The sequence below is a fragment of the Sphingomonas faeni genome, from assembly GCF_024273235.1.
Lineage (GTDB): Bacteria > Pseudomonadota > Alphaproteobacteria > Sphingomonadales > Sphingomonadaceae > Sphingomonas > Sphingomonas faeni_A.
This window is the reverse complement of the sequence record NZ_JANBVH010000012.1, coordinates 32,075-56,605: the sequence shown is the minus strand read 5'-3', so window position 1 is coordinate 56,605 and position 24,531 is coordinate 32,075. Positions and strand designations below refer to the sequence as shown.

Below are 24,531 nucleotides of genomic sequence, written 5' to 3'. Positions count from 1 at the left end.
CTGCGGGGGACTTGAAAGACACAACTGCTTCGCAGGCAGGTTCGTTCTTGTCTTCGGTCCGGCGCATGCCGAGGCCCACAAAGGGGAATATCGATGAAATCGATCACGAAAACGGTTGTGCGATCGCCGATACTGACGAGCATGTTGCTGGCATCGACGTGCCTGCCGGCGCTCCCCGCCTTCGCCCAGGAGGCGACCAAGCCGATCCCGGAGGCGGCCGATGATGGTGCCATCGTCATCACCGCACGCAAACGATCCGAGGACGTGCTGAAAACACCGGTCGCCGTAAACGTCCTGAGTTCCGAAGCGATCGCCGCCAAGGGTATCGTCTCGGTCAACGACGTCGCGCTCAACACGCCCGGCATCAACATCAGCAACGTCAGTTCGGGGCGCAGCGATCGATCGTTCCAGCAAATCTCGCTCCGAGGCTTCACGCCGTCGACGATCACCTCGACACTGACATCGATGTTCATCGACGGCGTTCCCGTCGCGTCGGCAACCGCGCTGAGCACCGTCACCGATCCCGAGCGGATCGAAATCCTGCGCGGACCGCAGGCCGCCTATTTCGGTCGCAACACGTTTGCCGGTGCCGTCAACGTCGTGAACAAGCTGCCGCATAACGACCTGTCGGGCTCGGTAACCGGCTCATGGGGTACGCGCGACAACCAGGATTTCACCGCGGCGGTCGAGGGTGCGATCATCCCGGACAAGCTGACGGCGCGTGTGACAGGCCGCTATTTTTCCAAGGACGGTTCCTATGTGAACGGAGCGGACCGGTCGCAGACGCTGGGTGACCAGAAGACCGTCTCCGGCACGCTGTTCGTCGTCGCCAAGCCCACCGATCGCCTGACGATCAAGGCGTTCGGCCTGATCTCCGGCAATGACGACGGCCCGAGCGCGCAGGGCTCGGTATCGGCCTATGAAGTCCGGGCGAACAATGGCGCCGTGAACATTCCCCGGCTGAGCGGATCGAACGCCGGTACGGTGATCGTCGCAGGTCAGTCAAACTGCACGCTTTCCGGGCTGACGTCGGGGCTCAGCAGCAGCGAGGCATCGGTGTCGCGACCCTTCATGTGCGGTGCGGTGCCGTCGCTGTCGAGCACCAGCCCCGCACAGAACACCGGGTCGAGCAGCCTGCTGACCAACGCGCTTGCCGATGGCACCAACCGGATCGTCTCGCCCGGCAAGGGCACCGACGGTTACGGCCTGAAAGGTCAGTTCCAGCATTATCATCTGAACATCGATTATGCGCTGGGCGACACGGGGGTCATCCTCTCGTCGCTGACCGGGTACAACAACGAATATTACAGCCAGCTCGCCGATCTCGACAATTACGACAGCAGTCTGTTGAAAAACACCAGCAACGCGACCGGTGCCAATGCCAACCTCATCAGCTATTTCGACTTCCCCTACCTGGTCGAGCGGCAAACCAAGGATTTCTCGCAGGAGGTCCGCGCGTCGTACGACAGTGGTCCGGTGCATGCCGTTCTCGGCGCGAGCTATCTGCGGACGAAGAGTTCCAGCGACACGGTGAGCATCTCGAACAAGTTGATGCTCGGGCTGTCGCCTGACTCCAGTTCGCTCGTCGCTCCGCAAAAATCGATCACCAAGGGGGCGTTCTTCGGCCTGACCTATGCGCTCACGGACCATTTCACGATCAGCGGCGAAGGTCGGTACCAGGAGGACGAGATTTTCGCGTACACCGGCGGCAATGCCGCCGGCCTGACGCTGGCGGAGAATAACAGCTTCGGCCTGCCGAGCGGTCACTTCGAACCCTTGTCGGTGTTCTATTCGAAGACCTTCAAGAACTTCATGCCGCGCGTGATCGCGCAATATACGGTCGACACGAACCTGATGGGCTATGCCTCGTGGTCCAAGGGCGTGAACGTCAGCCTGGCATCGTTCAATACGAACTTTCTGAACCAGTCGGGATCAGCTGCTGCCGCGGAAGCCGCGGCATCGATCGGTCTCGGCGTGGTCGTCGAACCGGAAACGCTGTCGAACTACGAAGTCGGCATCAAGGGCAAGTTCCTCGACGGCAAGGTGCGCACGTCGCTCTCGGCCTATTATTCGATCTGGTCCAACCAGATGAACAATCGATCGATCACGTTCGCCGATGCGACGACCGGCGGCATCAATATCGTCTCGGGCGTCGCGAATGCAGGCAAGTCGATCATGCGCGGGATCGAGGCCGAGGTGCAGATCCTCCCGTTCCGCGGCCTGTCGCTCGACCTCGCGGGGGCGATGAACGACAGCAGCATCCGGAGCTTTGCCGATCCGTCCGTCTCCAAGCTGACGGGTGTGTTCGGCGACGAATTCCGCGGCAACCAGCTGCCGGGCGGATCGAAATACTCCGGTAACGTCGGGCTGCAGTTCGGCGCGCCGATCAAGAGCGAACCCGATGCCGCGTTCTTCGTGCGGGGCGACCTGTCGTACAAGTCGCGGATCTATTCGGATGCAGCGAACCTGACCTGGATCAAAAGCCGTACGCAGGTGAACTTCCGCACCGGCGTATCGAAGGGCCCGGCGTCGATCGAGGCGTTCGTCACCAACGTGTTCAACAACAAGCGCTATACCGCGGTGGCGAACAACACGCTGATCACCCCCGGCTACGCGTTGGCCAGCACCTACAGCTATCTGACGCTCGGCCTGCCAGAACTGCGGACCTTCGGACTGAAGGTGGGCTACAAGTTCTGATCCACCTGTGGCGACACGGGAAACCGGGACGAAAGGGCGGGGCAGTGATGCCCCGCCTACTTCTCCAGTTCTCGAAGCGGACTGACACTCAGGACCGCGTACGAGACAGACCCGCGCCAGATCGAATACGCCAACACGCTCTCGTGGCTCGCTCGCGCGAAGGGTATGCCCGTCGTATGGACGCATGTTGCGTACATGGACGATGCCAGCGACGCGGGGTGTGGGGCACGCGCACGGCTACCCCAGACAGCTTGCAGAACATCAAATACGGCTCGCGCCGGCACGCGTTCGACGATCGCTGCGAGATCGATCATGCGAAGGACGCCATCTACACCAAGCGGATGCCGTCGCCGTTCTTCGAGACGCCGCTGCAGAGCCTGCTGGTCTGGCACAAGGTCGACACGGTCGTGATCACCGGCGGATCGACGTCGGGCTGCATCCGCGCGGCTGCGGTAGACTCGCTCAGCCGCGGCTATCGGACGATCGTCCCGATCGAGACGTGTGCCGGCAAGGATGAGCGCGCTCTGATTGCGCAGTCGCTCGATACGCTGGAGCGCGCCTCAGGCATCCGCCCGCGCGGCTGGCATTCGATCGCGCGGTCGCAGAGCTGGAACACGGTGCAGCTGCTGAAGGAGGCGGGCGTTAAGTATTGCTGCGACTGGAGCAATGACGAGATGCCCTAGGCGTTTGCGAATGGCCTCGTGAACGTGCCGCTCAACCACGAACTGTCCGACCGCCAGATCCTTAACGTCCAACAACAGTCGGTCGACAGTTATGCCGAGCAGATCCTCGATGCGCACTACTGGCTTTCCGCCGAGGCGGCTATGCAAGGAGGCGGGCGACTACTTCCGCTGCACCTGACGCCGTACATCATCGGCCTGCCCTATCGTATGGATGCGTTCGAGGCGTTGCTCGCCGAACTGGCCGTTCGTTCGACCACCTGGTTCGCACGCGGCGACCAGATCTTGGACAGCGCCAAGACGGACGTATGACCGCGTTTCACATGGGCCTGCAGGCATCCGCGGAAGACGCGGGCCAGTAATCGGGTCGGCACGTCAGAGAACCGCTGGGGTCAGCGCTTGTCCTTCGCGTCGTCGGGAACGGCTGCTTCGATATAGGCGGTGACGAGGTCGGCATAGCGGAGCGGAACCTCGATCGGCGGATAATGACCGACGTCGGGCAGGCGGATCTTGGAAATCTGGGCGTTCGTCAGATAGCCGGCAAGCACGTCCATAGCCGCATAGGGCAGCAGCGGATCGGCCCCGCCCCAGATCAGCAGGACCGGCGCCTTGACCGCATTCATCGCCGCCACGGCCTTGGCATGATCCTCCACGACCGCGACCAGCCCGATCATGTTCGGCCGCGGCGCACGGCGGTTCATGTCATAGATCTGCCGGTGATAGGCCGCATCGTAACGCGCCGGATTGCCCGCGTAGAAATCCAGGAATGCATCCCAATAGGCTTGGGTCTGATAGCCTCGCGCCTTGTAGTCGGCGATCGCGGCGCGCAACGCCGGGGTCAGCGTATCGACGTCCGGGCGCACCTGGTCGGCGGGCGCGTTCGAGATGATCAGCCGCGTGACGAGATCGGGGCGCTTGGCAGCCAGTTGTACCGCCATCGTGCCGCCGCTCGATACGCCGACGACAATTGCCTTGGCGATGCCCAGCTTGGCGAGCAGCTGCTCGGGGATATCGGTAGGCTTGAGCGCCGCCAAAGCCGCGTTCGAGACCGGCCCGGACAAACCCTGCGGCGGAATGTCGAAGCGGACGACGCGGTAGCGTTTCGACAGTTGCGCGGCGAGCGCGTCATAAGTTTTTAGGGAGCTGACGGAGCCGTGGATCAACAGGATCACCGACCCCTTTCCCTCGTCCTTGTAATAGACCTCGACGCCGCCGATCGTCGCGATCCTGCCCTTGGGATCGCCGTATTTCGCCCGCAACGCGTCCAGCGTGAGCCACGGCGCATCGGCCGGTGGCGCCGTGGTCGGGACCGGCACGCCGGCTGGCGTCTGCGCGTGGCCGGCGCAGGGCAACGCCGCGACGGCAGCGAGGATCGGCAGGATGACGCGAGCCTTCATAACGGGTCCTTTCACACGAAAATCAGCGTTTGGCGGGCTTGAGCGTCACGAGATAGGCGATCATGTCGGCCCGGTTCTGCGGCGCGGCAATCCCCGGGAACGCCATCTTCGTTCCCGGTACCACGGCGCTCGGCCGCTTGAGGAAGACGTCGAGCTGCGCGCCGGTCCAGACGATCCCGGACTTCGCCAGCGCGGGCGAGAAGGAATAGCCGCGCTTCGCTCCCGCCTTGGCTCCCGCCACACCGTTCAGGTTCGGGCCGACGCCATTCGCCTCGGTCGCACCGACCGTATGGCAGGCGCGGCATTGGAGGAACAGCTTGCCGCCGCGCACCGGATCGCCCTGCGCCAGCACGACCTGCGGCACGAGCAGCATGGCGGCGGCGAAAAGACGGGCGGTCGGGCGCATGGCGGGCTCCTGGTTCGAATGGCGGCAGCGTGGCAGGACCACGCCTTGCCCCCCGACTAACCCAGGCCTTCACGGACGCGCCGTCCTACACCGTATATGATCGCCTGCCGACCATCCCCACCGCCCGGCTCGACGGGTGGCGGCGTCGCATCACACCAGACACCCTCGCATCCGGTTCGCCTGACGGGCGCGCCGCCACGAGAGGGACGACATGCATTTCAGCCGCCGCGATATCGTTGCCGGGGCCGCCCTTCTGGGCCTCGCCGCCCCCCTTCCCGCACTCGCCCAGACGTTGGGCAAGAAGCGGACGCCCGCAAGAAGCAACGACCCCGACGTCATCATTCTCGGCGCGGGTATTTCGGGGTTGAACGCCGCGTGGTTGCTGGAGCAGCAGGGGCTGAAGGTGCTCGTGCTGGAAGCGCGAGACCGTGTCGGCGGACGCGTGCTGACGCTGTTCGACCAGCCCGGCTACCCGGAGATGGGCTTCAATTCGATGGCGGCGGGTTATGGCCGCGGCATCGACGCGGCCAAGCGTGCCGGGGTCGAGCTGGTCGACGTCTCCCCGCGCTACACGGTCGATCCCACCCAGCAATTGCTCCTCGGCGGACAATCGATCACCCGCGCCGAATGGGCGACCTCGCCGCTCAACCCGCTGCCCTCCGCGCTCAAGAGCAAGATGCCGTGGGAGGTCGTGCCCGGGCTGTTCATGCAGAATCCGCGCTTTCCCGACTGGACCGGCTGGATCAACGCGACGCCGGCGCAGGACATATCGGTGCAGCAATTCCTGAGCGCACAGGGCCTGAGCGACGCGGCGATCCGGCTGGTGTTCGACACCGCGCCCTATGCGGGCACCAACGCCTATGACTCCGCTGCGCTGAACTACGATTTCAACTATGGCTGGGTTAAGGCGCAGATGCAGGGCGGTGCGCAGAGCTATGGCGTGAAGGGCGGCAACCAGAAGCTGACCGATGCGATGCGCGGCCTGATCAAGGGCGACGTGCTGCTCGGCAAGGAGGTCGTGGGGATCGAGACAGGCAAGGACAGCGCCAGCGTCACCTGCCGCGACGGCAGCGTCTATCGCGGTGGCCGGGTGCTGTCGTCGCTGCCGTTCTCGACCTTGCGCAACGTCCACCTGACGCCCGCATTGACGGGAGCGCAGGCCAACGCGGTGATGACGCTCAACTACCAGCCGCTCTCGATCGCGTTCCTGACCGTCAAGCAACCCTATTGGGAAGCGGACAAGCTGCCCGTCTCGATGTGGACGGATGGTCCGCTCGGCACCGTATTGGCGCAGCGTTACGGCGCAGGCGTTTCCGAAGTCACCGGGCTCAGCCTGTTTGCGCGTGGTCGGCTGGCGCAATATTGGGATCGACTGGGCAAGGACGCGGTGCTGAAGCTCGTGGTCGACGAACTGGCCCGCGTGCGCCCCGCCTCGAAGGGGCTGGTCACCGGCGCGGCGTTCCACAGCTGGGGCAACGAAGTGTTCAACGGCGGCGACTGGTCGTATTTCTCGCCGGGCCAGGTCAGCAGCTTCGGCCAGGCGATGGCACTGCCGAGCGGGCGGCTGCACTTCTGCGGCGAGCACACCGCGACCACCAATCGCGGGTTGGAGGGCGCGCTGGAATCTTCCGAGCGTGCGGTGCTGGAGATTATCTCAGCCTGAGCCACACCGCGATCCTGCCCCGCCAGGGGGAGGTGGCACCGCAGGTGACGGACGGGGAGGTCACGGAACAGGGGTTTCGCTTTCCTCCCCCTCCGTCTGGCAAGCGCCAGCCACCTCCCCCTGCCGGGGGAGGATCGTTCAGATCGGCGCCGGCACCGAAACCCGGTCGAGGAACTTGCCGAGATCTGCGGCGAAGCGGTCGGGCTCTTCCCACATCGGGAAATGGCCGGTGTTCGGGTAACGCACCAGGTCGACCTTCGTGTGGGTGAACCGCTTGATCGACGCCTCCGGCCCCTGCGAGATCACGGTGTCGTAGCCGCACCATTGCAGCAGCACCGGCGCGGTCACCTTTTCCGCGATCGCACCGACGTCGCTGGTCTTGAACAGCTTAGTATTCGAATCGATGTAGGCTTTCTGCCGCGCGACCGCACCGGGCAGGTTGTTCATGTCGTACATCATGTCGACCATCGCGTCGGTCGGCTCGAAGCCCGGTGGCGTGGTGTCCTTGAGGATCAGTCGGTACCAGAGATGCGAATGATAGTCGGGCAGCAGCGTCTTGTGGAACGACTGCATCCACTTGATCCGCCAATCGACCTTCCGCGTCTGGCTGGGTCGCTCGAGCGGGAGGATCGAGAACGCCATCGCCGCGACGTGCTCGGGATGATGCGCGTTGTATTCTAGCGCGACGTTCGCCCCGTTGGACGTCGAGACGAGCGCGAACTTGCCGAGCTTCATCCGGTCGACGAGCCCGGCCAGCAACTGCGCGGCCCGCGCGGTGGAATAGATACCCGACGGGTCGGGGCCGGTCAGGCCGTAGGGCGACCAGTCGAGCCGGACGATCCGGTACCGGCCCTTGAGCCGGTCCGCCACCATGTCCCATTCGTGGAGGTTGACGATGCTGCCGTGGAGCATGACGACGACCGGCCCCTGCCCTTCGTCGCGGACGTGCAGCGGCACGCCGTCGATCGTCACGAACTTCGATGGTGCACCTGCGTATTTCGCGCGGACCGTGGCGTAGTCGGTGTTCCAGAGCCCGGCACGCATCGTGCCGTACGTGCCAAGCAGGGCCGCGCCGCCGAGCAGCGCGCCATAGCCGACGACCCGTCGCATCCTCACGCCACCATACCGAGACGGTCGCGCAGCGTCGTACCCTCGTATTCGGTGCGCAGCAGTCCGCGCGCCTGGAGGATCGGCACGACCTGATCGATGAACAATTCGAGTTCGCCCGGCATGTAGGCGGGTTGCAGGGTGAAGCCGTCGCAGGCACCCTGCGCGATCCATTCGCCCATCATGTCCGCCATCTGTTCGGGCGTGCCGCGGAAGACGTGGTGACCGCGGGGCACGCGGACGAAGGTCTTGGCGAACTCGACGAGGCTCGCGCCAGACTTCACGCCGGCGTCGATCGGTTTCGCGATATCCTCGGGCGGAAAGTCGGTGCCGGCCAGGATGGCGTCGCGCGGGATCGGGCCGTCGGGGTCGTGATCGCCGAGATAATAGCCGAGCGATTCACCGAGATATTCGATGCACATCGCCGGATCCGCGAGGTTCACCAGAGCCTCGTCCTTGGCGATCGCCTCGGCTTCGGTCGCGGCGAGCACGAAGGACAGGCCGGGCATGACCTTCACGGCGTCGGGATCGCGTCCGAACTTGGCGATGCGCGCACGAATATCGTCGCGAAAGGCCTTGCCGTCCTCGATGGTGCGCGCCGGGCAGAAGATCGCTTCTGCCGTCCGTGCCGCGAAGTCGCGCCCGTCGGGCGACTGGCCGGCCTGCACGAAGACCGGACGGACCTGCGGGGTACGCGGCGTTGCCAGTGCAGCGTGGAGCGTGAACCAGTCATTGGCGATCGCGACCGGCGGATTGGGCGCTTTCGCCGCCGGCAGCGCGCCGTCCCATAACATCGAAGCGGCATCGACGAACGCCGCAGCGCGCGCGTACCGCGTCGATTTCTCGGGCATCGCATCATCGCCGAAATTCCACGCGGACGCAGGATGTGCGGTGGTGACGATGTTCCAGCCGGCGCGACCGTTGCTCAGCCGGTCGAGCGTCGCGAACCGATCCGCCAGCGCGTCGGGCTCGTTGTAGGTGGTCGACACCGTCGCGACGAGGCCGACATGCTCGGTCACCGCGGCGATCGCGGACAGCAACGTGATCGGGTCCAGCGTCGGGATCGCCAGCCGTGCAGGCGTATGCCCGTTGGCGCCGCGCCCCTGCAGCTGGTCGCCGAAGACGATCGCGTCGAACCGGCCGCGCTCGATCAGCTGGCCGATGCGCCGGTAATAGTCGAGGTCGAACACCGCGCGCGGCGTCGCGCCCGGATCGCGCCAGCCGCCTGGGTAATGGCCGATGCCTTGCAGGAAGGCCCAGAGATGGAGGTGTGCCATGTCGATCAATCCGCCTGAATGGGATGGAAGGAATGCGGAGCCACGGACAAGCCGAGTCGCTCGCGCAGGGTGCCGGCGCGCTGTATCTCGGGCCGCGTCGCCGGCAGCAGGCCGCGTTCGATCAGCGCGGGCAGCATCGTATCGGCGAACTCCTGAAGGCCCTTGCGCGGATAGGGCGGCGTCAGGTGGATGCCGTCGATGATCCCGTCGCGGTATAATTGCGTGATCTGGTCGAGCCCGGCGAGCGCGGTGTAGGTCCTGAGCAGGCACTTCGGGCCTGGTGGCGGCTTGGGAGAATCCATGTCGATGATCACGACATCGGCGGCGACCTGCGACCAGAGCGGATCGGCGTCGGTCTGCACGAGCACCGGGTGCCCCTGTGGCGGACGCGCCGCGTTCAGCGGGCCGAGGACGCGGAAATAGTCGCCGCGATAGTCGTTGCGACGAACCTTGCCGCTGTCGAGATAAACCCCGGTCGTGGGATCGATGACGAGCGCGTCCGCATCCCAGCTGTCCCACAGGCTGCGGGTTGCACCGACGAAATCGACGCCCCGCGGCACGCTGTCGCCGATCGATGGCTGAACCAGCGTCGACGGCTGCCAGCCGGAACAGCCCCCGGTCAGGAAATCGAGCGCCGACAATGCCCGGGCGACGTGGAACGGCAGGTCGCGCCCGGTGTCGATCGTCGGCACCAGCCCGACCGAACCGGCGTGCGGCGCGAGCCAACTGGCAACGACCAGCGGATCGAACGGTGATGCGTGCCCGTCGCCGAGCAGCAGGAGATCGATGCGGGCCTGATCGGCCAGAGCCACCATCTCCTTGGCCCAGACCGGGTCGGACAGGCGGGCATCGCCTATGCCTGCGGACAGGATCAGCGGTGCGCGTGTCATATGGTCATCACTCCTTGGCCAATATCGTGAATGGGTTCGGCGCCGTCGGCGGTTATCAGCATGAGATCCTCGATGTGCGCGGAGCCGCCGATCCCGGTGTCCATCACCGGGCAGTCGACGCTCACGATCATGTTTTCGGCGAGCACGAGGTCAGCCTTGCGGTAAAAGCCGCCGGCGTCCTCGCCGGGTTCGTCGGTGTGCATCAGGCCTACGCTGTGCGGGCCGAAGCCGACGATCTCGCTATAGCCGGCCTTCCGCACGGCCGCGGCGCCGATCGCGGCGATCTCCGAATAGCGCAGGCCCGGACGGAGGACGTCGCGCACCGCGTTCCAGCCGAACGCCGCAGCCTCCGCCGCGCGCCTGGCTTCGCGGGTCGGGTCGCCGACGAAGACGGTGCGGGCATAGTCGCCGTGATAGTGGCTGTAATGGCTGACACCGTCGATGAAGAGCGTCTGGCCGTCGCAAATCCGGTCGTCGGACAGCGGCGAGGAAACGCGGTCGACAGTCATGAACACGCCGCGATTGCCCCGCCTGGCTGCCTCGACGTCGAACACGTGACGCAGGTCGGCGTAGCTTGCGCCCTGCCGTACGCTGGCGCCGACCGCGCCGACCGCAGCGACGTTGGCCGCGGACGCGCGACGCATCAGCGCGATCTCCAGGGGCGATTTGACGATCCGGATCGCGCGCAGGATGTTGTCCGCCGGGACCAACGTACCGGGGCGCTCGTGCCGCGCGCAGACCGCGGCGATCACAGGATGATCGAACGCGATGCGCCCGCGCCACAGGCCCATGCCCTTCAACGCCTGCACCAGCGCCGCCCCGGCATCGCGGAAGCTCCGCTGCGACGGCACGGCCCCATCGAGCAGGGTACGGCGGCGGCGCTCGACCTCGGTGAGCGGAGCCGCGGCACGATCCGGGAAATAATCGATGTCGGGCAGCGGCGCGAAATCGCCTGCGTCGCCATTCTCGGTGTAGAGCCAGGTCTCCAGCGCCTGCGAGAACTGTCCGTCGGCGTAGGTGTAGTAATACAGGAACCGGCTGGTGACGAACCCCGCCGCCCGGCCCCGATCGCGCGTGAGGAGCGCGAAACTGGTTGGCGGCTGCCCCCCCTTGGTATTGGCCATCTGCGGCCAGTAGCCGAGCGCGTGGAACAGGTTGAGCGGATCGCCCAGGACGATGCCGTCGAGTTCCTGCTCGTCCATCACCTGGCAGGCGCGGGCCATGTTCATCGGCGCCTCGCGACGCAGCCAGTCGGTGAGCACCGCATCGGCGGCGGGATCGGTCAACGTTTCCATGGCCATAGAAAGAGGGCCCGCGACCGCGTTAGTCCTGCGGTGCGCGCTGGTTATCCGGTAGTCGGATAGATGTTCCGATCCACGTCGCCGGCGCGCCGCGACACGATAGCCCTGACCTCGACATTCCGGATCGAGGCCAGGGCATGATCGAACGCGCATTCGTTACGTTGAGCGAGGGACAGATGCATCTTCGCCGACGTCACGGCGGTGACGGGGGTGATGGCGGCGGCGGTATTGGAAGCCGGGCCGCAGGCGGCAACCCGCTGCTGCTGTTCCACGCCTCGCCTGCCTCGTCCTGGGTGATGCAGTCGCTGATGACCGCGCTGGTCGGTGCCGGGCTCGACCGGACGATGATCGCGCCCGACACGCTCGGCAACGGCGACAGCGTGGCGCCGACGCCCGATATGCCCGACATCGCCTACTTCGCCGATGCCAAGCTGCGGATGATCGACACGCTGGGGATCGACAAGGTCGACCTGTACGGCGCGCACACCGGTGCCCGGATCGCGTGCGAATTCGCCGCCGCCTATCCCGACCGGGTCGGCAAGGTGATCCTAGACGGCATCACCGAATATGACGACGCCACGCGCCAGCTGGTGATCGAGAAATACGCACCGAAGGTCGAGCCCGACGAATATGGTCTCCACCTGCTATGGGCGTTCAACTTCGTCCGCGACCAGCATTTCTTCTTTCCGTATTTCAAGCGCGATCCCGCCCATCGCCTGTCGGTGCCGCTGTCCGATCCGGCGACCCTGCACCGCATCACGCTCGACGTGCTGAAGGCGCTCGACACCTATTCAAAGCCCTATGTCGCCGCATTCGCCTACCGCGCCTTCACGCGGATGCCGGCGATCGAAGCGCCCGTCCTGTTGCTCAAGCCCGACACCGAGCTGCCCGTGCTGAACGCGGCGATCGATACCGCGCTCGGGCTGATCCGCGACGCCCGGGTGGCCACGATCACGGGCGGCGACACGGCCAAGGCTGCGGCCATTGCGGAGTTCCTAGCATGACCAGTTCGACCCGCGCATCGGAGATCAAGCTGAGCGTCGGCACCTGCCTGGGCTTCGGCGTCGGCACGATCGGCGTCTCGATCATGCTCAACACGGTCACCGCGTATTTTCCGGCATTCATGTCGACCGTTCTCGGCCAGTCGCCCGAGATCGCCGGCTACCTGCTGATGGCGTCGAAGCTGTTCGACGCGTTCGCCGACGTCCTGATCGGCCGGATGAGCGACCGGACAAAGTCGCGCTGGGGCCGACGCCGCCCCTATCTGCTCGCCGGTGCGATCCTGTCGTCGGCGTCGTTCCTGATGCTGTTCGCGCCGCCGGCGATGAGCCAGGGGCTGCTGATCCCCTACATGGCGGCGGCGCTGATCCTGTATTCGGCAGGCTATTCGCTGTTCAACGTGCCGTACATGACGATGCCGTCCGAGATGACCGACGGCTTCCACGAACGCACGCGATTGTTGTCGTTCCGCACCATCTTCGTATCGATCGGGCAGTTGCTGGCGCTTGCCGCCACCGCGGCGTTGATCAGTCGCGGTGGCGGCGGTGCGTCGGGTTACGCCACCATGGGCCTCGTGATGGCGCTCATCATCCTGGCGGCGATGACCGCCACGTTCCTCGGCACCGCCAACACGGCCACGATCGAGCGCGCCGCCGCCAAGCCGCATCTGACCGGCGGGCAGGTCGCGCTGCTCCTCAAGAACCGGCCGTTCATGTTGCTGCTTGGTGCCAAGGTCTTCCAGTTCCTCGCCTTCGCCAGCATCGCCACGACAGGCCTGTTGTTTCTGCTCAACGTGCTGGGTGTCGGGTATCAGGGCCAGATCGTCCTCACCGTCAGCCAGAATTTGGCGCTGGCACTGTCGATGCCGCTCTGGGTGCGGCTCGGGCGACGGATCGGCAAGCGGTCGACGTACCTGATCGGCGTCGCGATCTTCTGCGTTACCGCCGCGAGCTGGCTGTTCGCAGAGCACGGCATCGGCACCACCGGCCTGCTGATCCGCGGCATCGTCAGCGGCGTTGGTTCGGGCTCGTTGATCCTGATGTCGGTGTCGATGCTAGGCGATACGATGGCCTATGACCGCGCGCTGACCGGGTTGCACCGCGAAGGGCTGCTCTCCAGCATCATCGCGGTAATCGAGAAGACGGCGTTTGCGCTGGGCGTCGCGATCGTCGGTTTCCTCCTCCACCTCGCCGGCTACATCCCGACGTTCGGCGGCAAGATCGTCGCGCAGCCCGCCAGCGCGGTCCAGGCGCTCTATATCGGCTACGCCGTCATTCCGATCCTGATGTTCGTCGCGAACGGCGCATTCCTGTATTTCTACGACCTCGACGAGAGAAAGCTCCGCGATGCGTAAGCGGGTGTTGTCGTGCGTAATCGCGACGCTGTCGCACGTTGCGGCGGCCGGTGCGGCGGCGCAGGACGGCTGGCCTTCGCCCGCGCAGGTGAAGCTGGTGCATGATCGGCTCGCGACGTTCCCGGCCGACAAACTCGTTACCGCGGTCGACTGGTATCAGCCTCAGGAGACGGTGAAGGGGGCGGCAAGGTCGGATCCACTGCCGCGTGCGGCAAGGTCGGATCCGCTGCCACGTGCGGCGAAGCGGACCCTGACGCCCGAGGCGATCGCCGCCGCGATCGCCTATGCCGATGCGCAGAAGGGATATGCGCTGCTGGTCTGGAGCAAGGATGCGTTGCAGGTCGAGCATTATGCGCCCGGTTTCGATCGCACGTCGCGATACGAGACCGCATCGATGCACAAGACCGTCGTCGCGCTCGCGATCGGTGCCGCGGTCGCGGCGGGCAAGATCAGGAGCGTCGACGATCCGATCGCGCGCTACATCCCCGAGCTGGCCGGCACGCGTCGCGGTGCGCTACCGCTGCGCGCGTATCTCGAGATGGCGAGCGGGATCGAGACGCCGCGGCCGGGTGGCGACGACAGCGTCTATTATCAATATTATCTCGGCGACGATCTCGATGCGGACGTCGCGCGCTGGCCCGACACCTGCACGCCACGCACCGAATTCTGCTACGCCAACGCCAACACCCATTATCTGGGTCGGGCGCTGAGCAATGCCACGGGAATGCGCTACGCCGACTGGCTGTCGCAGGCCATCTGGCAGCCGATCGGCGCGAGCGAGGCGCGGCTCTGGCTCGACAAGGCCGGGGGCAGCCCGCGCTATTCCTGCTGTTTGATGGCGACCGCGCCGGATTGGCTGCGGGTCGGTCGGCTGATCCTCGACCAGGGCAAGGCGGCGGGGCGCCAGGTGGTGCCCGCAAGCTGGATCGCAGCGATGTCCGCTCCCTCCCCCGCCAATCCCAATTATGGCTGGCAGGTCTGGCGCGGCAGTCCGCACGCTCCCGCACGCACCTATGGCAAGAGCATCAAGGCGAAGGTGCCCGCCGCCGAGCCGTTCGCGCGCGACGACGTCGTCTATCTCGACGGTTCGGCGGGCCAGCGAGTCTACGTCATCCCGTCGGCCGACATGGTGATCGTCCGGATCGGTGCACCCAGCCTCGACTGGGACGACAGCCACCTCCCCAACCTCCTGCTCAAGGGCCTGAAATGACCGATATCCCCAGTACGATCGCGCGCACGATCGCCCGGCCGCGGCGGGCTATTCCCGGCGAAGATCCCGAGGTCGCGCGGCTGTCGGCGATGGTGATCGCGCTGCTCGGCGAAGTCGCGGTGCTGACCGAACGCCTCGATACGGTCGAACGGCTGCTCGACGCGCAATCGCTGGTGACGCGCGACGCGATCGAGACGTTCGCGCCCGATACACAGGCGCAGGGCGAGCGAGACGCGAAACGCCGTGCGCTGGTCGCCGGCGTGCTTCGCCCGCTGCGGGATGCAGCAACCCAACAGGCCCAGCAGGTGCAGCAATGAGCCGCGCGATGATCTCCGCGATCCACCCGATGATGCCCGAGCCGTCGCACGACGAGCGTGCCGCGCAATATTTCATCCGCGACTTCAAGATGCAGCTGCTCGAGATCGGGGCGATCGAACGCACCGTCGCGCAACGGGTCGCCGCTGCCACCGGTGACGAGGGTCTGGCGTTGCAGGACCGGATGATGGCCGACGACGTGTACCGGTCATGGACAAGCCTGCGCCGGCTGTCGCAGGAGATGCTCTGGCAACGGATCGCGGACTCGGTCGACCGCCAGCTCCCGGCGCTGACCGCCCGTGCCAGCATTGCCGAGCCCAAGGGATCGGTGACGGTCGATCCCGACTTCACCGCGCCCGCCTATCTTGCCGAGGTCGACGTGCACCTGATGCCGGGCGGCTACGTCAGCGATCGCGGCGGCGACGACATCCGCCAGGGCGCGATCATGGATCGTGGCGGCGCGGTCTATCTTCTGGGTCGCAACGGCGGGCTGATGAACGACGGTCGCGGCCATGCGGCGATCTCGCATGTCTTTCACCGCGCGCCCGAATTCGCGCCCACGCGCACCCTCGACATGGGCTGTGGCGTCGGTGCGAGCACGGTGCCGGTCTCGCGCTATTTCCCGCACGCCGAGCATGTCGGCATCGACGTCGGCGGTGCGATACTCCGCTATGCCCATGCCCGCGCGGAGCACGTCGGCGCGGCGATCCATTTCGTCCAGGCCGATGCCGAGGCGACCGGCTTTCCCGACGCGCATTTCGACCTGGTCTACACCTGCGCCGTACTGCACGAGACATCGCACGAGGCGGTCGCGAAGATCGTCGCCGAGGCGCATCGCATCCTTCGCCCCGGTGGGATCATGGTGCATCTCGAAGTCCCCGCGCGGCAGGACGACGGCGATCCGTGGAGCTATCTCTCGGCGGCGTTCGAGAGCCTCTACAACAACGAGAACTGGTGGCACGGCGCCACCACGATCGACCATGGCGCACTGGTCGAGGCAGCCGGGTTTCGCGACGTCATGGTCGGCTACCAGCTCAGCACGCCAGCCGCCCAGCGTGGTAACGATGGCTTTTCGCAGGTATCGAGCGGCGCGTTCGCCTGCTGGTTCGTCGTGTCCGGCGTCAAGTGAGCGCCACCCGAGCCTATACGCGCTGCCGTTACGGCCAGATGCATTACTGGGATGCCACACCCGCCGAGGCGACCGCGCCGACGCTCGTCCTGCTTCACCAGAATCCGTCCGCGTCGATGGAATATGCCGGGCTGATCGAGGAGATGGCGCGCGATCGGCGCGTCGTCGCGTTCGATACGCCGGGGTACGGCATGTCGGATGCGCCGCCCGGACCGCCGACGATGGCAGAGTATGCCGCGAGCTTCGTCGATGCGATCGCGGCGCTGGACCTTGCCGAAAACGCTCCGCTCGACGTGTTCGGCTTTCACACCGGAGCGCTGCTCGCCGCCGAACTGGGCCTGGCGCTGCCGAACGAGGTCGGTCGGCTGGTGCTGTCGGGAATCCCGATGCGTGATCCAGCCGACCGCGCGGCGCGGTACCGCGATGCGCTGGCGACGCCGCAGCCGACCGAGGATGGCGCCGGGATACTCGCCCGCAGCGCCGCGCTGTATCGCTATGTGGTAACCGACCGAACCGCGGGCGTGCCGCTCGCACGTGCCGTCGAGCTGTTCGCAGAGAAGAACCGCACGCTCGATCATGGTGCATGGGCCTATCACGGCGTGTGGTCGTACGATTACGCGCGGCTGCCGCTGATCGTCCAGCCGACGTTGGTACTGCAACCGCACGACGCCCTGCTCGATGCGTCGCGCGCAGCCTCCGCGCTGATCCCGGGCGCTCGGTTCGTCGACCTGCCGGGGCTCGACCGCGACATCTTCGAAATTGCCATTCCGCAGATCGCCCAGGCGCTGCGCGACTTCCTTATTCCCGTATCGGAGACCGAACAGTGACGACTTCCCCTCTCAAAATGGCGCAGGTATCGCATTCCGTACTGCACCCCGAGTTCATCGCGCAGGAGGTTTCGAGCCGCTACGCGCTCGGCGAGGTCGACGGCTTCCTGCTCTATCGCGGCATGAACGACGTCTATCTGCTGAAGCAGGGCGACGAGAAATACGCGCTGCGCGTGTGGCGCAAAAGCTACCGCGACGTCGACGATGTCGCGTTCGAGATGAAGTTCCTCGATTATCTCCGCCAGCGCGGCTTCCCTGCTTCGGTCGGCATCCCTGCCAAGGACGGCAGCCTCTATTTCAAGCTCGACTCTCCCGAAGGTCCGCGTGCGCTCGCGCTCTACGACTGGGCGCCCGGCAAGAAGTTCGGCGACATGCTCGATATCGGCGTCGCGGAGCAGATCGGCGCACGGATGGCGGAGATGCATCTGCTCGGCCTCGAATACGCGGGCGACCACAAATTCAGCAGCGAGACGTCGAAGGACTATCTTATCTGCATGCCGGCGCTGCTCGACTTCGTCTACGACCGCCCCGACGACCTGCGCGATTACCAGATCATCGCCCAGCGCCTCGCCGACCGTCTCGACGAAATGCAGGGCGAGGATATCCCGCTCGGCATCTGCCACCGCGATTTCCACCCGAGCAACGTCCACGTCACCGAGGACGGCCAGATCACCTTCCTCGATTTCGACGCAGCGGGCGAGGATTACCTCATGCAGGACGTCAAGAACTACGTCTGGGGCAATCTGTTCTACGGCTTCTCGCCCAGTTACGGCGAGGCGTTCGAGCGCGGCTACCAGACGGTCCGCCCGTTCACCGACGCCGAAGTCGCGAGCGGCGAGCTGTTCCTGATGGCCAAGGCGTTCCGCCTGATCGCGGGAATGGCACACTCCTCGGTCAGCGTCGGACGCGGCACGCTGCGGTTCCGCAACCTCGACTGGCTGGGCGAGTACATCAAGTCGCGCGCGCGCCCGTTGGGCCTCCTGTAATGGCGACCGCCCCGGTCCATTCACCCGTCTACCCCTCTCCTGCCCGTGCGTGGTGGCTGATCGCCATCCTGTTCCTCGCGTCCGTGGTGTCGGTGATCGACCGGGGCATACTCAGCATCATCGTCGATCCGGTGAAGGCGGATTTGTCGCTCAGCGATATCCATATCAGCCTGTTGCAGGGGCTCGCCTTCGGGTTGTTCTATGCGACCGTCGGTCTGCCTCTCGGGCTTACCGCGGATCGCACGTCGCGACGTCGGTTGATCATCATCGGCGTTTCGGTGTGGAGCCTCGCCACGATCGGTGGCGGGCTCGCGCAGTCGTTCGCGCCGCTGTTCGTGTCGCGGCTCCTGGTCGGGCTCGGCGAGGCGGCACTGGCGCCAGCCGCGATCTCGCTGATCGCCGACCTGTTTCCACCCGATCGGCGCGGCCGGCCGATCAGCATCTTCCTGATCGGCCAGGCGATCGCCAACGGCCTCGCGATCACGGTCACCAGTTTCATCGTGTCGGCCGCCGCCGGCGGCGCGTTCGAGGGCGTGCCGTTGCTTGGCCAACTGCCGCCGTGGCGGATCGCGTTCGTATGCTGCGGGGCGATGGGAGTTTTCGTGGTGCTCGGTATGCTGACCACCCAAGAGCCGCCGCGCCATACGGCGAGACCGGTAACGGGCGTCGGTCTCCAGATCCGCAACAATATCGCCTACCTGTCGCGTAACCGGGGCCTGTTCATACCGCTGTATCTGGGGTTCGCGCTGTGCTTCCTCGCCGCCTATGCCGCGGGCGCGTGGGCGCCGTCGATGCTGATGCGCGGTTTCGGTGCGACCAGCGGACAGATCGGCAAGTGGCTGGGGCCGCTGTCGATGCTGTTCGCGGTCGTCGGGCCGACCACCGGCGGCCTGCTCGTCGATCGGTATGCCAGGCGCGGCAATCACATGGCTAAGCTCGCCATCCTGGTGATCGCGCCGCTGTGCGTGATCCCGTCCGCACTGGCGGTATTCGCGCCGGGTCTGCCGAGCGCGGTGATCCTGGTTGCCTCGAGCGGCGCGGTGTTCGCCGTCATCGGGACGACGATGTTCGCGCTGCTCCAGGTGATCGTGCCGCCCGACATGCGTGGTGTCGCGGTGGCGTTGACCGGGCTGGTGAACACGATCCTCGGCGCAAGCCTCGGCCCGCTGGCGGTCGCGACGCTGACCGAGCACCTGTTCGGCGATCCGGCCAAGGTCGGCTATGCAATCCTGCTGGTCGTGATCCCGGCGCTGGTCGCCGGGTGCCTGTTGTTCTGGATCGCCCGCCATGCGCTGCTGGCGCAGGTCGCAAGCGGTGGCGAGACGGCGCGGCTGATGGATGACAAGGCGGCGTGTTGAACGCCGGGCCCACCACCCTGACTGTCTGGTCAGGGTGGTGGGCCGGTTACGGTCAGCGCTTGATCGCCGAGCAGATGTACCAGCTGCCGAGCATCGTCCGGCCTTCGGGATCGCCGGCGGTGAAGAAGTCTTCGCGGTCGACGCGGGGCTCGGTGACACCCTTGCGGTAGCCGACCCGCACGTCGGCGGGATCGAACCCGGCGCGTACCGCGACCTCGGCGAAGTCGGTGCGGCTGATCGCGGCCATGAACGGCTCGTTGTTATAGTGCGATTCGAAGTCGCAGCGCATCTGCTCCCACAGCTCGAGATGCTCGCGGCGGGGCGGGACTTCGAGATGGACCATCACGCCACCGGGGCGAAGCAGACGGTGACATTCCGCGAAGATCGTCCGCATCGCGCTCGCCGACGTCTCGTGCAGCATGACCGACGAGGTGATCAGGTCGAAGCTGGCATCGGGAAAGTCCGTCGCCTCGGCATTTTGCTGGCTGAAATGGATCGTCTCGCCCATCGCCTCGGCGCGGGCATGCGCATACCGCAGCATCGGAGCGCCGATATCGATCGCCTGGACGTCCGCACCCGCGAAGCCTGCCGCGATCGCGACGGTGCTGTGTCCGACCGAACAGCCGAGATCGAGGATCCGCTCGACGGCGAGGTCGGGATAGAAATCGCGGACATGACTGACGATGGTGTGGCCGCGGCCGTCGTTGCGCCAGCCGCCATTGTGGTTGCGCAGATACGTCGTCGCGAACCGATCGTACATCGCGCCGGCACGGAAATCATCGTCGGCGGTCTCGACATGATAGCTGCCCGGCATCCGGTGATGATCGAACGCGTCGATATAGCGCGGCGGATTAAGGTCGGGGTCGAGCGTGAGCGTGCCGCTCGGGGTCACGTCGTGTGCGGCGACGACGTCGCGGAGCGTATCGTACTGGCGATCGATGCTGCCACCGATCGACTGCCATATCCGGTCCTGATACTGGAAATTGAGCGACAGCCAGAACCGGTGGAACGGATGCGCCTCGAGCGGTGTGCGAACCGCCGCGCTGTTGCGCGGACGGTCGCCGGTGCGGGCCTCGATCTCGGGCACTACCACCTCGTTCAACAGGCGCTTGTCGAGCGGATCCAGATTGCGCACCGCCCACATCCGCATGCCGATGAAATGGTCCTCCATCGCCTGCTCGTCATGCGTCGCTTGCGGCATCACCGCGTGGCCGAAATGCTGCATCGTTCGCTCTCCTGTGAAAATTCTAGCGTGTCGAGATGTCGTCCATGACGCGATCATAGTCGCGCTGACCTTGTCGCAAAGCCTCGGGTATCAGCCGGTCGCGCGCGACGCCGAGCACGCGGTCGTACATCGCGTCGCGGTAACGCCCACGCTCTGCGCTGGCCGTGACATCGGGCAGGTATGCGTCGACTTCCGAAGGGCCATGACCGCCCTGCGCCTTGCCGAGACGTTCGTTCGCGTCGAGCCGGTCGCGCAGCACGGCGACCTCGCCGAGCAGCGCGATCACCATTGCGCCGAGGGCGTCGACGGTGGGGCTGTCATGGATCACCGGCTGGCTGCCGAGCGACCTTTGTATGCGATCGAGATTGCGGCGTTCCGCCATTGCCTGGCTCCCAGTCATAAGCTGGCGCCATGGTAGACCATAGCCACCGACACGCCCGTGCGGCGCATCAGTCTGTCCGACGGGCGATCAGTCGAGCGCGAAGCGGTCCGAGGCCTGGACCACGCAACTGCCGCGCCTTCTAGAAAAGGCAAGGCCGGATCACCTGTATGTGATCACCTCGCGCGACGACATGATGCAAAGCGCCGACGTGGGGACCGGGCTCAACCATTGGTCGATCGAGCTCGATGGCGATCAATATAGCGACGGTCCGCTCATAGCGATCCACGACAATCGCATGGACCAGTTGCCGGCCGACCTTCAGGCGAAGGCTTTCGCCTTTCGTCCAGATGCGCTGCGGGCGTTCGAGACCCCGCTCGAGATCGATCTCTATTTCAAGGAAATGCAAGAAGGCCCTGCGGAAGGCGAAGCGGACCACGCCTTCTTCCGCCGGCTTCTGGAGGCTGCGCACCGGGAAGCGGTGCAGAACGAAGTCGTAAAATATCTGTCGAAGATCGACAGCGCGGGGCTATCCGCCATCGTCTGGGCACTGCTGGCGGCCCGATCGCAATTCGACCGCGCGCATCTGACCGCGCTTCAGCGCGCGCTTCGTAGGATCGCGCCAGCGCTCGCCGATGAACTCGACAAGGCCGTCGATCGTCTGGTGGCAACCCGTCATCTGCGCCAGCCTGCGCGAACCGTGGCATTCGCCCATCCAAGCGTCAAAGAGGGCTTCGAGGCGTTCCTGCAGGCGAATTGGCCGCGCAACGAGGGCGCGCTAGAGCTGCTCATCGAGGCGCTCACGAAACTCGGCGGCAGCTATAGCGAGTGGGGGCTGGAAACTGCCGCGAGAGCGTTTCAGGTGACCAAGGCGTTCAGCAAGCGGATTGAGGGCATCGACCCGCCCTTCGACATCGATCCGGACGCTCAGGCAGCGATCGATGCATGGCTGGACGAAGGCCTAGTCGACGAAAAATCCGATTTCTCGCCTCTGCTCGAATTGTCGACCGATGTGGGATCCAGCGAATCGGTGCCTAGCGAAGTGGCGCGCTGGCTTCTCCTGGGCGTGCAGCGAGGCGCCTCGGTCTTTCTCAAGAAGTGGAAACCGCCGACCTATTCTAACGAGTGGTATGACCGTATCGCGGGGAATCCGGTGACAGCTAAGGTCGCGGGACGCTTCGTGCGCGACGCTCTGCCTTGGGAGCGAGGCGGCTTTGGTCGCGGCTTCCCTGAGAAGTTGGATCGCATCGCGCCCAACCTTGCTCTTGCCTATTGCGAGGCCGCCAGAAAAATGGTCGGCAACGGGTTCGAATCCAACGCCGACACCGTGGCAGTCGGGGCCGTCCGCGACGTCGCGGCCTTTGCGCCGATTGTCGAAGCCGCTCTCGATGATCTCACAAGCATCCGACGCTATTCCGCGCAGGAAGGCGCCGAGGAATGGCGCGCGATCCAGGATGGCGAGCGCGATCATGCCGTCGAGGAAGGCCACCAGTCCAATCATGAGGGTGACGGTTACACTTCGGGCGTCTTCGTGGACGCATATATCGCCCAGCTGCGCCGCGAGGGTCACTGGCGGAACATCGCCGCCCACCCCCGCGTGGACGAGCTGCTCTATGCCTGGGCGCGCGATGTCGCGACATCTGCCGAGCGCCCCGAGATCGTCGAACTTCGCGAGCTGATGAGGCTCAGTCAGGACAAGCCGTCCGAGCATCAGACATGGTGGGCCGCGCGCGAGAATTGGTACCCCGAACTTGCAGCCGATCTACGCGCACGCGTCTTGGCCGACCCAACTGAAGGCCAGCTGCGGTCGGAACTGGTCAGAACCGCCGTCTTGTGCGCGCCCGACATGCTCATTGAGGTGATCAACGCGCTCAGCCAAAGGCCAGCAGCGCAGGTGCGACTGGTCGTCGACGTGTGGGAGGCTCGAGGCCGGCTCAGCGCGAAGGGGCGGTCAGCCAAGCTCAAGCAGATTTCCAATAGGATTTCCCCGGACCTCGGCGAAATCGCTGAGGCGCTCAGTTTCAGGAAGCGCGCCGCGAAAGGCGTAGGCGCCACCGCGCTCGCCCATATTTTCAGCACGATCGGGAACCTGTCCGCCTCCACGCTGAAATCGCTCGTCCCGATCATTGTCGCTAGCGGCGGTGATGCCGCAGAGGCTGTTAAGCGGTGGCTGATCGTCGACGACGATAATGATGATGCGCGCGCCGCGGCTGAGGCAGCCGTAATGCTCGGCAATGAGCCTCTCATGGAACTAGCTTTGCATCACAAGCGCGCAGATGCCCGCCGCGTCGCGCTCATTGCGCTCGCAAAGGCACATGCCGCGCCGTTGCCGGACGCGCTCCTCAGACTTGCAACCGATCCTGGCAACCGGGTCCGCCGCGCTTTGGTCGCGATCCTGAAGAACCGGCCGCATCCCGATCACCTCCCCGCGTTGCGCTCGCTCATTCACGACACTTGGTCGGACAACGACGGCTATCATCATGAGCCCGAATCGCACCCGATCGCCTGCGAAGCGATAGAGGCGCTTGCTCATTACGATGATCTCCCGGCTGATCTGGGACCGGAGCTTTTGGATCTTGCGGACCGCACGCCCGATCGTGAGGTGAGCCAAGATGCCCTCATCTTGGCGGCTCATGCGTTCGGTGCGGATATCCGTACGAAGCTGTGGGAAATGGTGTTGATGCCAGTATCCCGCTGGATCCGGCTCGATGCCCTCGATGCGTTGGCGAACGCCGAGTTTGTCGAGCCGGAAATCGTGGCACAGGTGACGGCGCCATTACTGCTCAAGCTCCCGGCTGTCCTCGCTGTGCCGGCCGCCGTCCTGCTTTGCAATCATGCCGCACCGGTGGAGGCGGTGAGCGTCTTCGAGCGCGTCGCCAGCTCGAACAACCGCCGCGCCCTGCTGCTGGTCGGTGCGGCAACGCTCGCGCCGAACCACCCTGTGGAAGCCGATCAGATCCTCGATTTGATGGAACCCGGTCATCCAGCGCGAGACTTGCTGTCGGCCCCAGCTCCCCTCCCAACGTCCGTGCTAAACGATCTCGGCAAGGTTCGCCTGCGCCGGGCTGTGCGCGAGCGGCTGGGCGATCGATTGATCGATCCGCCGGTAGCTGAAACGGCTACCACTTAGTGCTGCGCCGTCGTCTAGCGCCGCCGTTCGCACCGCCCGGGCTATTCGAGCTTCAACGTCTCGGCGATCGTGCAGCCGTTCATCGATATAGGAAACGAGATCGGCCTCGCGCCACTACGACTGGCGCAATCGACAGCTTTCATCAGAATCAGAGGTTCGCCGAGACAGTGTTGAACGACCGGCGCTAGTCGACTGATGCCG

21 protein-coding genes are annotated in these 24,531 nt (G+C 65.4%); 13 read left to right on the top strand and 8 right to left on the bottom strand.

What is annotated here, in order from left to right:
- The first annotated feature begins 93 nt into the window (after positions 1-93).
- The 3 genes from NLI89_RS08580 (at position 94) to NLI89_RS08570 (ending at position 3,689) form a co-directional block, all read left to right on the top strand.
- A complete protein-coding gene (locus NLI89_RS08580) occupies positions 94-2,697 on the top strand; it encodes a TonB-dependent receptor (RefSeq protein WP_254686659.1) in 2,604 nt (867 codons plus the stop codon).
- Positions 2,698-2,948: 251 nt separating this feature from the next.
- Complete coding sequence (locus NLI89_RS21990) at positions 2,949-3,380, top strand: isochorismatase family protein (protein WP_439144495.1); 432 nt, start codon at positions 2,949-2,951, stop codon at positions 3,378-3,380.
- Positions 3,381-3,398: 18 nt separating this feature from the next.
- The gene (locus NLI89_RS08570; protein ID WP_254686658.1) at positions 3,399-3,689 is read left to right on the top strand and encodes a hypothetical protein; all 291 of its coding nucleotides are present in this window, start codon (positions 3,399-3,401) and stop codon (positions 3,687-3,689) included.
- An 80-nt stretch (positions 3,690-3,769) separates the two neighbouring features.
- On the opposite strand, the gene NLI89_RS08565 is transcribed toward NLI89_RS08570, so the two are convergent.
- Together NLI89_RS08565 and NLI89_RS08560 are read right to left on the bottom strand one after the other, a co-directional pair.
- Entirely contained in the window at positions 3,770-4,774 is a 1,005-nt protein-coding gene (locus NLI89_RS08565; RefSeq protein WP_254686657.1) for an alpha/beta fold hydrolase, read from the bottom strand.
- 22 nt (positions 4,775-4,796) lie between these two features.
- Positions 4,797-5,180 (bottom strand): c-type cytochrome, encoded by a 384-nt coding sequence (locus NLI89_RS08560; protein ID WP_254686656.1) that lies wholly within the window; start codon positions 5,178-5,180, stop codon positions 4,797-4,799.
- 211 nt (positions 5,181-5,391) lie between these two features.
- On the opposite strand from NLI89_RS08560, the gene NLI89_RS08555 reads away from it, so the two are divergent.
- Positions 5,392-6,843 carry a flavin monoamine oxidase family protein gene (locus NLI89_RS08555; RefSeq protein WP_254686655.1) on the top strand — a complete coding sequence of 484 codons (1,452 nt, stop codon included), beginning with the start codon at positions 5,392-5,394 and terminating at the stop codon, positions 6,841-6,843.
- A gap of 138 nt (positions 6,844-6,981) precedes the next feature.
- Here the strand turns inward: NLI89_RS08555 and NLI89_RS08550 are convergent, their stop codons facing one another.
- The 4 genes from NLI89_RS08550 to NLI89_RS08535 are packed head-to-tail and all read right to left on the bottom strand — an operon-like array spanning position 6,982 to position 11,412.
- Positions 6,982-7,953 (bottom strand): alpha/beta fold hydrolase, encoded by a 972-nt coding sequence (locus NLI89_RS08550; protein WP_254686654.1) that lies wholly within the window; start codon positions 7,951-7,953, stop codon positions 6,982-6,984.
- Positions 7,954-7,955: 2 nt separating this feature from the next.
- Positions 7,956-9,227 carry an NtaA/DmoA family FMN-dependent monooxygenase gene (locus tag NLI89_RS08545; protein ID WP_254686653.1) on the bottom strand — a complete coding sequence of 424 codons (1,272 nt, stop codon included), beginning with the start codon at positions 9,225-9,227 and terminating at the stop codon, positions 7,956-7,958.
- A gap of 5 nt (positions 9,228-9,232) precedes the next feature.
- On the bottom strand, positions 9,233-10,117 hold the full coding sequence (locus NLI89_RS08540) for an LLM class flavin-dependent oxidoreductase (RefSeq protein WP_254686652.1): 885 nt from the start codon (positions 10,115-10,117) through the stop codon (positions 9,233-9,235).
- Positions 10,114-11,412, bottom strand: a complete 1,299-nt coding sequence (locus NLI89_RS08535; RefSeq protein WP_254686651.1) for a M24 family metallopeptidase — start codon at positions 11,410-11,412, stop codon at positions 10,114-10,116. The genes NLI89_RS08540 and NLI89_RS08535 overlap by 4 nt, the downstream gene beginning before the upstream one ends.
- A gap of 143 nt (positions 11,413-11,555) precedes the next feature.
- On the opposite strand from NLI89_RS08535, the gene NLI89_RS08530 reads away from it, so the two are divergent.
- The 8 genes from NLI89_RS08530 to NLI89_RS08495 are packed head-to-tail and all read left to right on the top strand — an operon-like array spanning position 11,556 to position 19,596.
- Positions 11,556-12,422, top strand: coding sequence for an alpha/beta hydrolase (locus tag NLI89_RS08530; protein WP_254686650.1), 867 nt, complete (start codon positions 11,556-11,558; stop codon positions 12,420-12,422).
- Positions 12,419-13,771 (top strand): MFS transporter, encoded by a 1,353-nt coding sequence (locus NLI89_RS08525; RefSeq protein ID WP_254686649.1) that lies wholly within the window; start codon positions 12,419-12,421, stop codon positions 13,769-13,771. The genes NLI89_RS08530 and NLI89_RS08525 overlap by 4 nt, the downstream gene beginning before the upstream one ends.
- A complete protein-coding gene (locus NLI89_RS08520) occupies positions 13,764-14,981 on the top strand; it encodes a serine hydrolase domain-containing protein (RefSeq protein WP_254686648.1) in 1,218 nt (405 codons plus the stop codon). Before NLI89_RS08525 ends, NLI89_RS08520 begins: the two co-directional genes overlap by 8 nt.
- Complete coding sequence (locus NLI89_RS08515; RefSeq protein WP_254686647.1) at positions 14,978-15,298, top strand: hypothetical protein; 321 nt, start codon at positions 14,978-14,980, stop codon at positions 15,296-15,298. The genes NLI89_RS08520 and NLI89_RS08515 overlap by 4 nt, the downstream gene beginning before the upstream one ends.
- Positions 15,295-16,425 carry a class I SAM-dependent methyltransferase gene (locus tag NLI89_RS08510; RefSeq protein ID WP_254686646.1) on the top strand — a complete coding sequence of 377 codons (1,131 nt, stop codon included), beginning with the start codon at positions 15,295-15,297 and terminating at the stop codon, positions 16,423-16,425. The genes NLI89_RS08515 and NLI89_RS08510 overlap by 4 nt, the downstream gene beginning before the upstream one ends.
- On the top strand, positions 16,422-17,252 hold the full coding sequence (locus NLI89_RS08505) for an alpha/beta fold hydrolase (protein WP_254686645.1): 831 nt from the start codon (positions 16,422-16,424) through the stop codon (positions 17,250-17,252). The genes NLI89_RS08510 and NLI89_RS08505 overlap by 4 nt, the downstream gene beginning before the upstream one ends.
- A complete protein-coding gene (locus NLI89_RS08500) occupies positions 17,249-18,238 on the top strand; it encodes a phosphotransferase enzyme family protein (protein ID WP_254686644.1) in 990 nt (329 codons plus the stop codon). The genes NLI89_RS08505 and NLI89_RS08500 overlap by 4 nt, the downstream gene beginning before the upstream one ends.
- Positions 18,238-19,596 (top strand): MFS transporter, encoded by a 1,359-nt coding sequence (locus NLI89_RS08495; RefSeq protein ID WP_254686643.1) that lies wholly within the window; start codon positions 18,238-18,240, stop codon positions 19,594-19,596. Before NLI89_RS08500 ends, NLI89_RS08495 begins: the two co-directional genes overlap by 1 nt.
- 52 nt (positions 19,597-19,648) lie before the next feature.
- On the opposite strand, the gene NLI89_RS08490 is transcribed toward NLI89_RS08495, so the two are convergent.
- Positions 19,649-20,821, bottom strand: a complete 1,173-nt coding sequence (locus NLI89_RS08490) for a class I SAM-dependent methyltransferase (protein WP_254686642.1) — start codon at positions 20,819-20,821, stop codon at positions 19,649-19,651.
- Positions 20,822-20,843: 22 nt separating this feature from the next.
- Positions 20,844-21,203 (bottom strand): hypothetical protein, encoded by a 360-nt coding sequence (locus tag NLI89_RS08485; RefSeq protein WP_254686641.1) that lies wholly within the window; start codon positions 21,201-21,203, stop codon positions 20,844-20,846.
- 169 nt (positions 21,204-21,372) lie between these two features.
- On the opposite strand from NLI89_RS08485, the gene NLI89_RS08480 reads away from it, so the two are divergent.
- Positions 21,373-24,330 carry a HEAT repeat domain-containing protein gene (locus NLI89_RS08480; RefSeq protein ID WP_254686640.1) on the top strand — a complete coding sequence of 986 codons (2,958 nt, stop codon included), beginning with the start codon at positions 21,373-21,375 and terminating at the stop codon, positions 24,328-24,330.
- Positions 24,331-24,531 lie beyond the last annotated feature (201 nt).

Excerpts from the sequence above, each read along its gene's own strand:
- NLI89_RS08580 (WP_254686659.1), top strand. The coding sequence starts at position 94 with ATGAAATCGATCACGAAAACGGTTGTGCGATCGCCGATACTGACGAGC.
- NLI89_RS08565 (WP_254686657.1), bottom strand. The coding sequence starts at position 4,774 with ATGAAGGCTCGCGTCATCCTGCCGATCCTCGCTGCCGTCGCGGCGTTG.
- NLI89_RS08560 (WP_254686656.1), bottom strand. The coding sequence starts at position 5,180 with ATGCGCCCGACCGCCCGTCTTTTCGCCGCCGCCATGCTGCTCGTGCCG.
- NLI89_RS08555 (WP_254686655.1), top strand. The coding sequence starts at position 5,392 with ATGCATTTCAGCCGCCGCGATATCGTTGCCGGGGCCGCCCTTCTGGGC.
- NLI89_RS08550 (WP_254686654.1), bottom strand. The coding sequence starts at position 7,953 with ATGCGACGGGTCGTCGGCTATGGCGCGCTGCTCGGCGGCGCGGCCCTG.
- NLI89_RS08545 (WP_254686653.1), bottom strand. The coding sequence starts at position 9,227 with ATGGCACACCTCCATCTCTGGGCCTTCCTGCAAGGCATCGGCCATTAC.
- NLI89_RS08540 (WP_254686652.1), bottom strand. The coding sequence starts at position 10,117 with ATGACACGCGCACCGCTGATCCTGTCCGCAGGCATAGGCGATGCCCGC.
- NLI89_RS08535 (WP_254686651.1), bottom strand. The coding sequence starts at position 11,412 with ATGGAAACGTTGACCGATCCCGCCGCCGATGCGGTGCTCACCGACTGG.
- NLI89_RS08530 (WP_254686650.1), top strand. The coding sequence starts at position 11,556 with ATGATCGAACGCGCATTCGTTACGTTGAGCGAGGGACAGATGCATCTT.
- NLI89_RS08525 (WP_254686649.1), top strand. The coding sequence starts at position 12,419 with ATGACCAGTTCGACCCGCGCATCGGAGATCAAGCTGAGCGTCGGCACC.
- NLI89_RS08520 (WP_254686648.1), top strand. The coding sequence starts at position 13,764 with ATGCGTAAGCGGGTGTTGTCGTGCGTAATCGCGACGCTGTCGCACGTT.
- NLI89_RS08515 (WP_254686647.1), top strand. The coding sequence starts at position 14,978 with ATGACCGATATCCCCAGTACGATCGCGCGCACGATCGCCCGGCCGCGG.
- NLI89_RS08510 (WP_254686646.1), top strand. The coding sequence starts at position 15,295 with ATGAGCCGCGCGATGATCTCCGCGATCCACCCGATGATGCCCGAGCCG.
- NLI89_RS08495 (WP_254686643.1), top strand. The coding sequence starts at position 18,238 with ATGGCGACCGCCCCGGTCCATTCACCCGTCTACCCCTCTCCTGCCCGT.
- NLI89_RS08490 (WP_254686642.1), bottom strand. The coding sequence starts at position 20,821 with ATGCAGCATTTCGGCCACGCGGTGATGCCGCAAGCGACGCATGACGAG.
- NLI89_RS08485 (WP_254686641.1), bottom strand. The coding sequence starts at position 21,203 with ATGGCGGAACGCCGCAATCTCGATCGCATACAAAGGTCGCTCGGCAGC.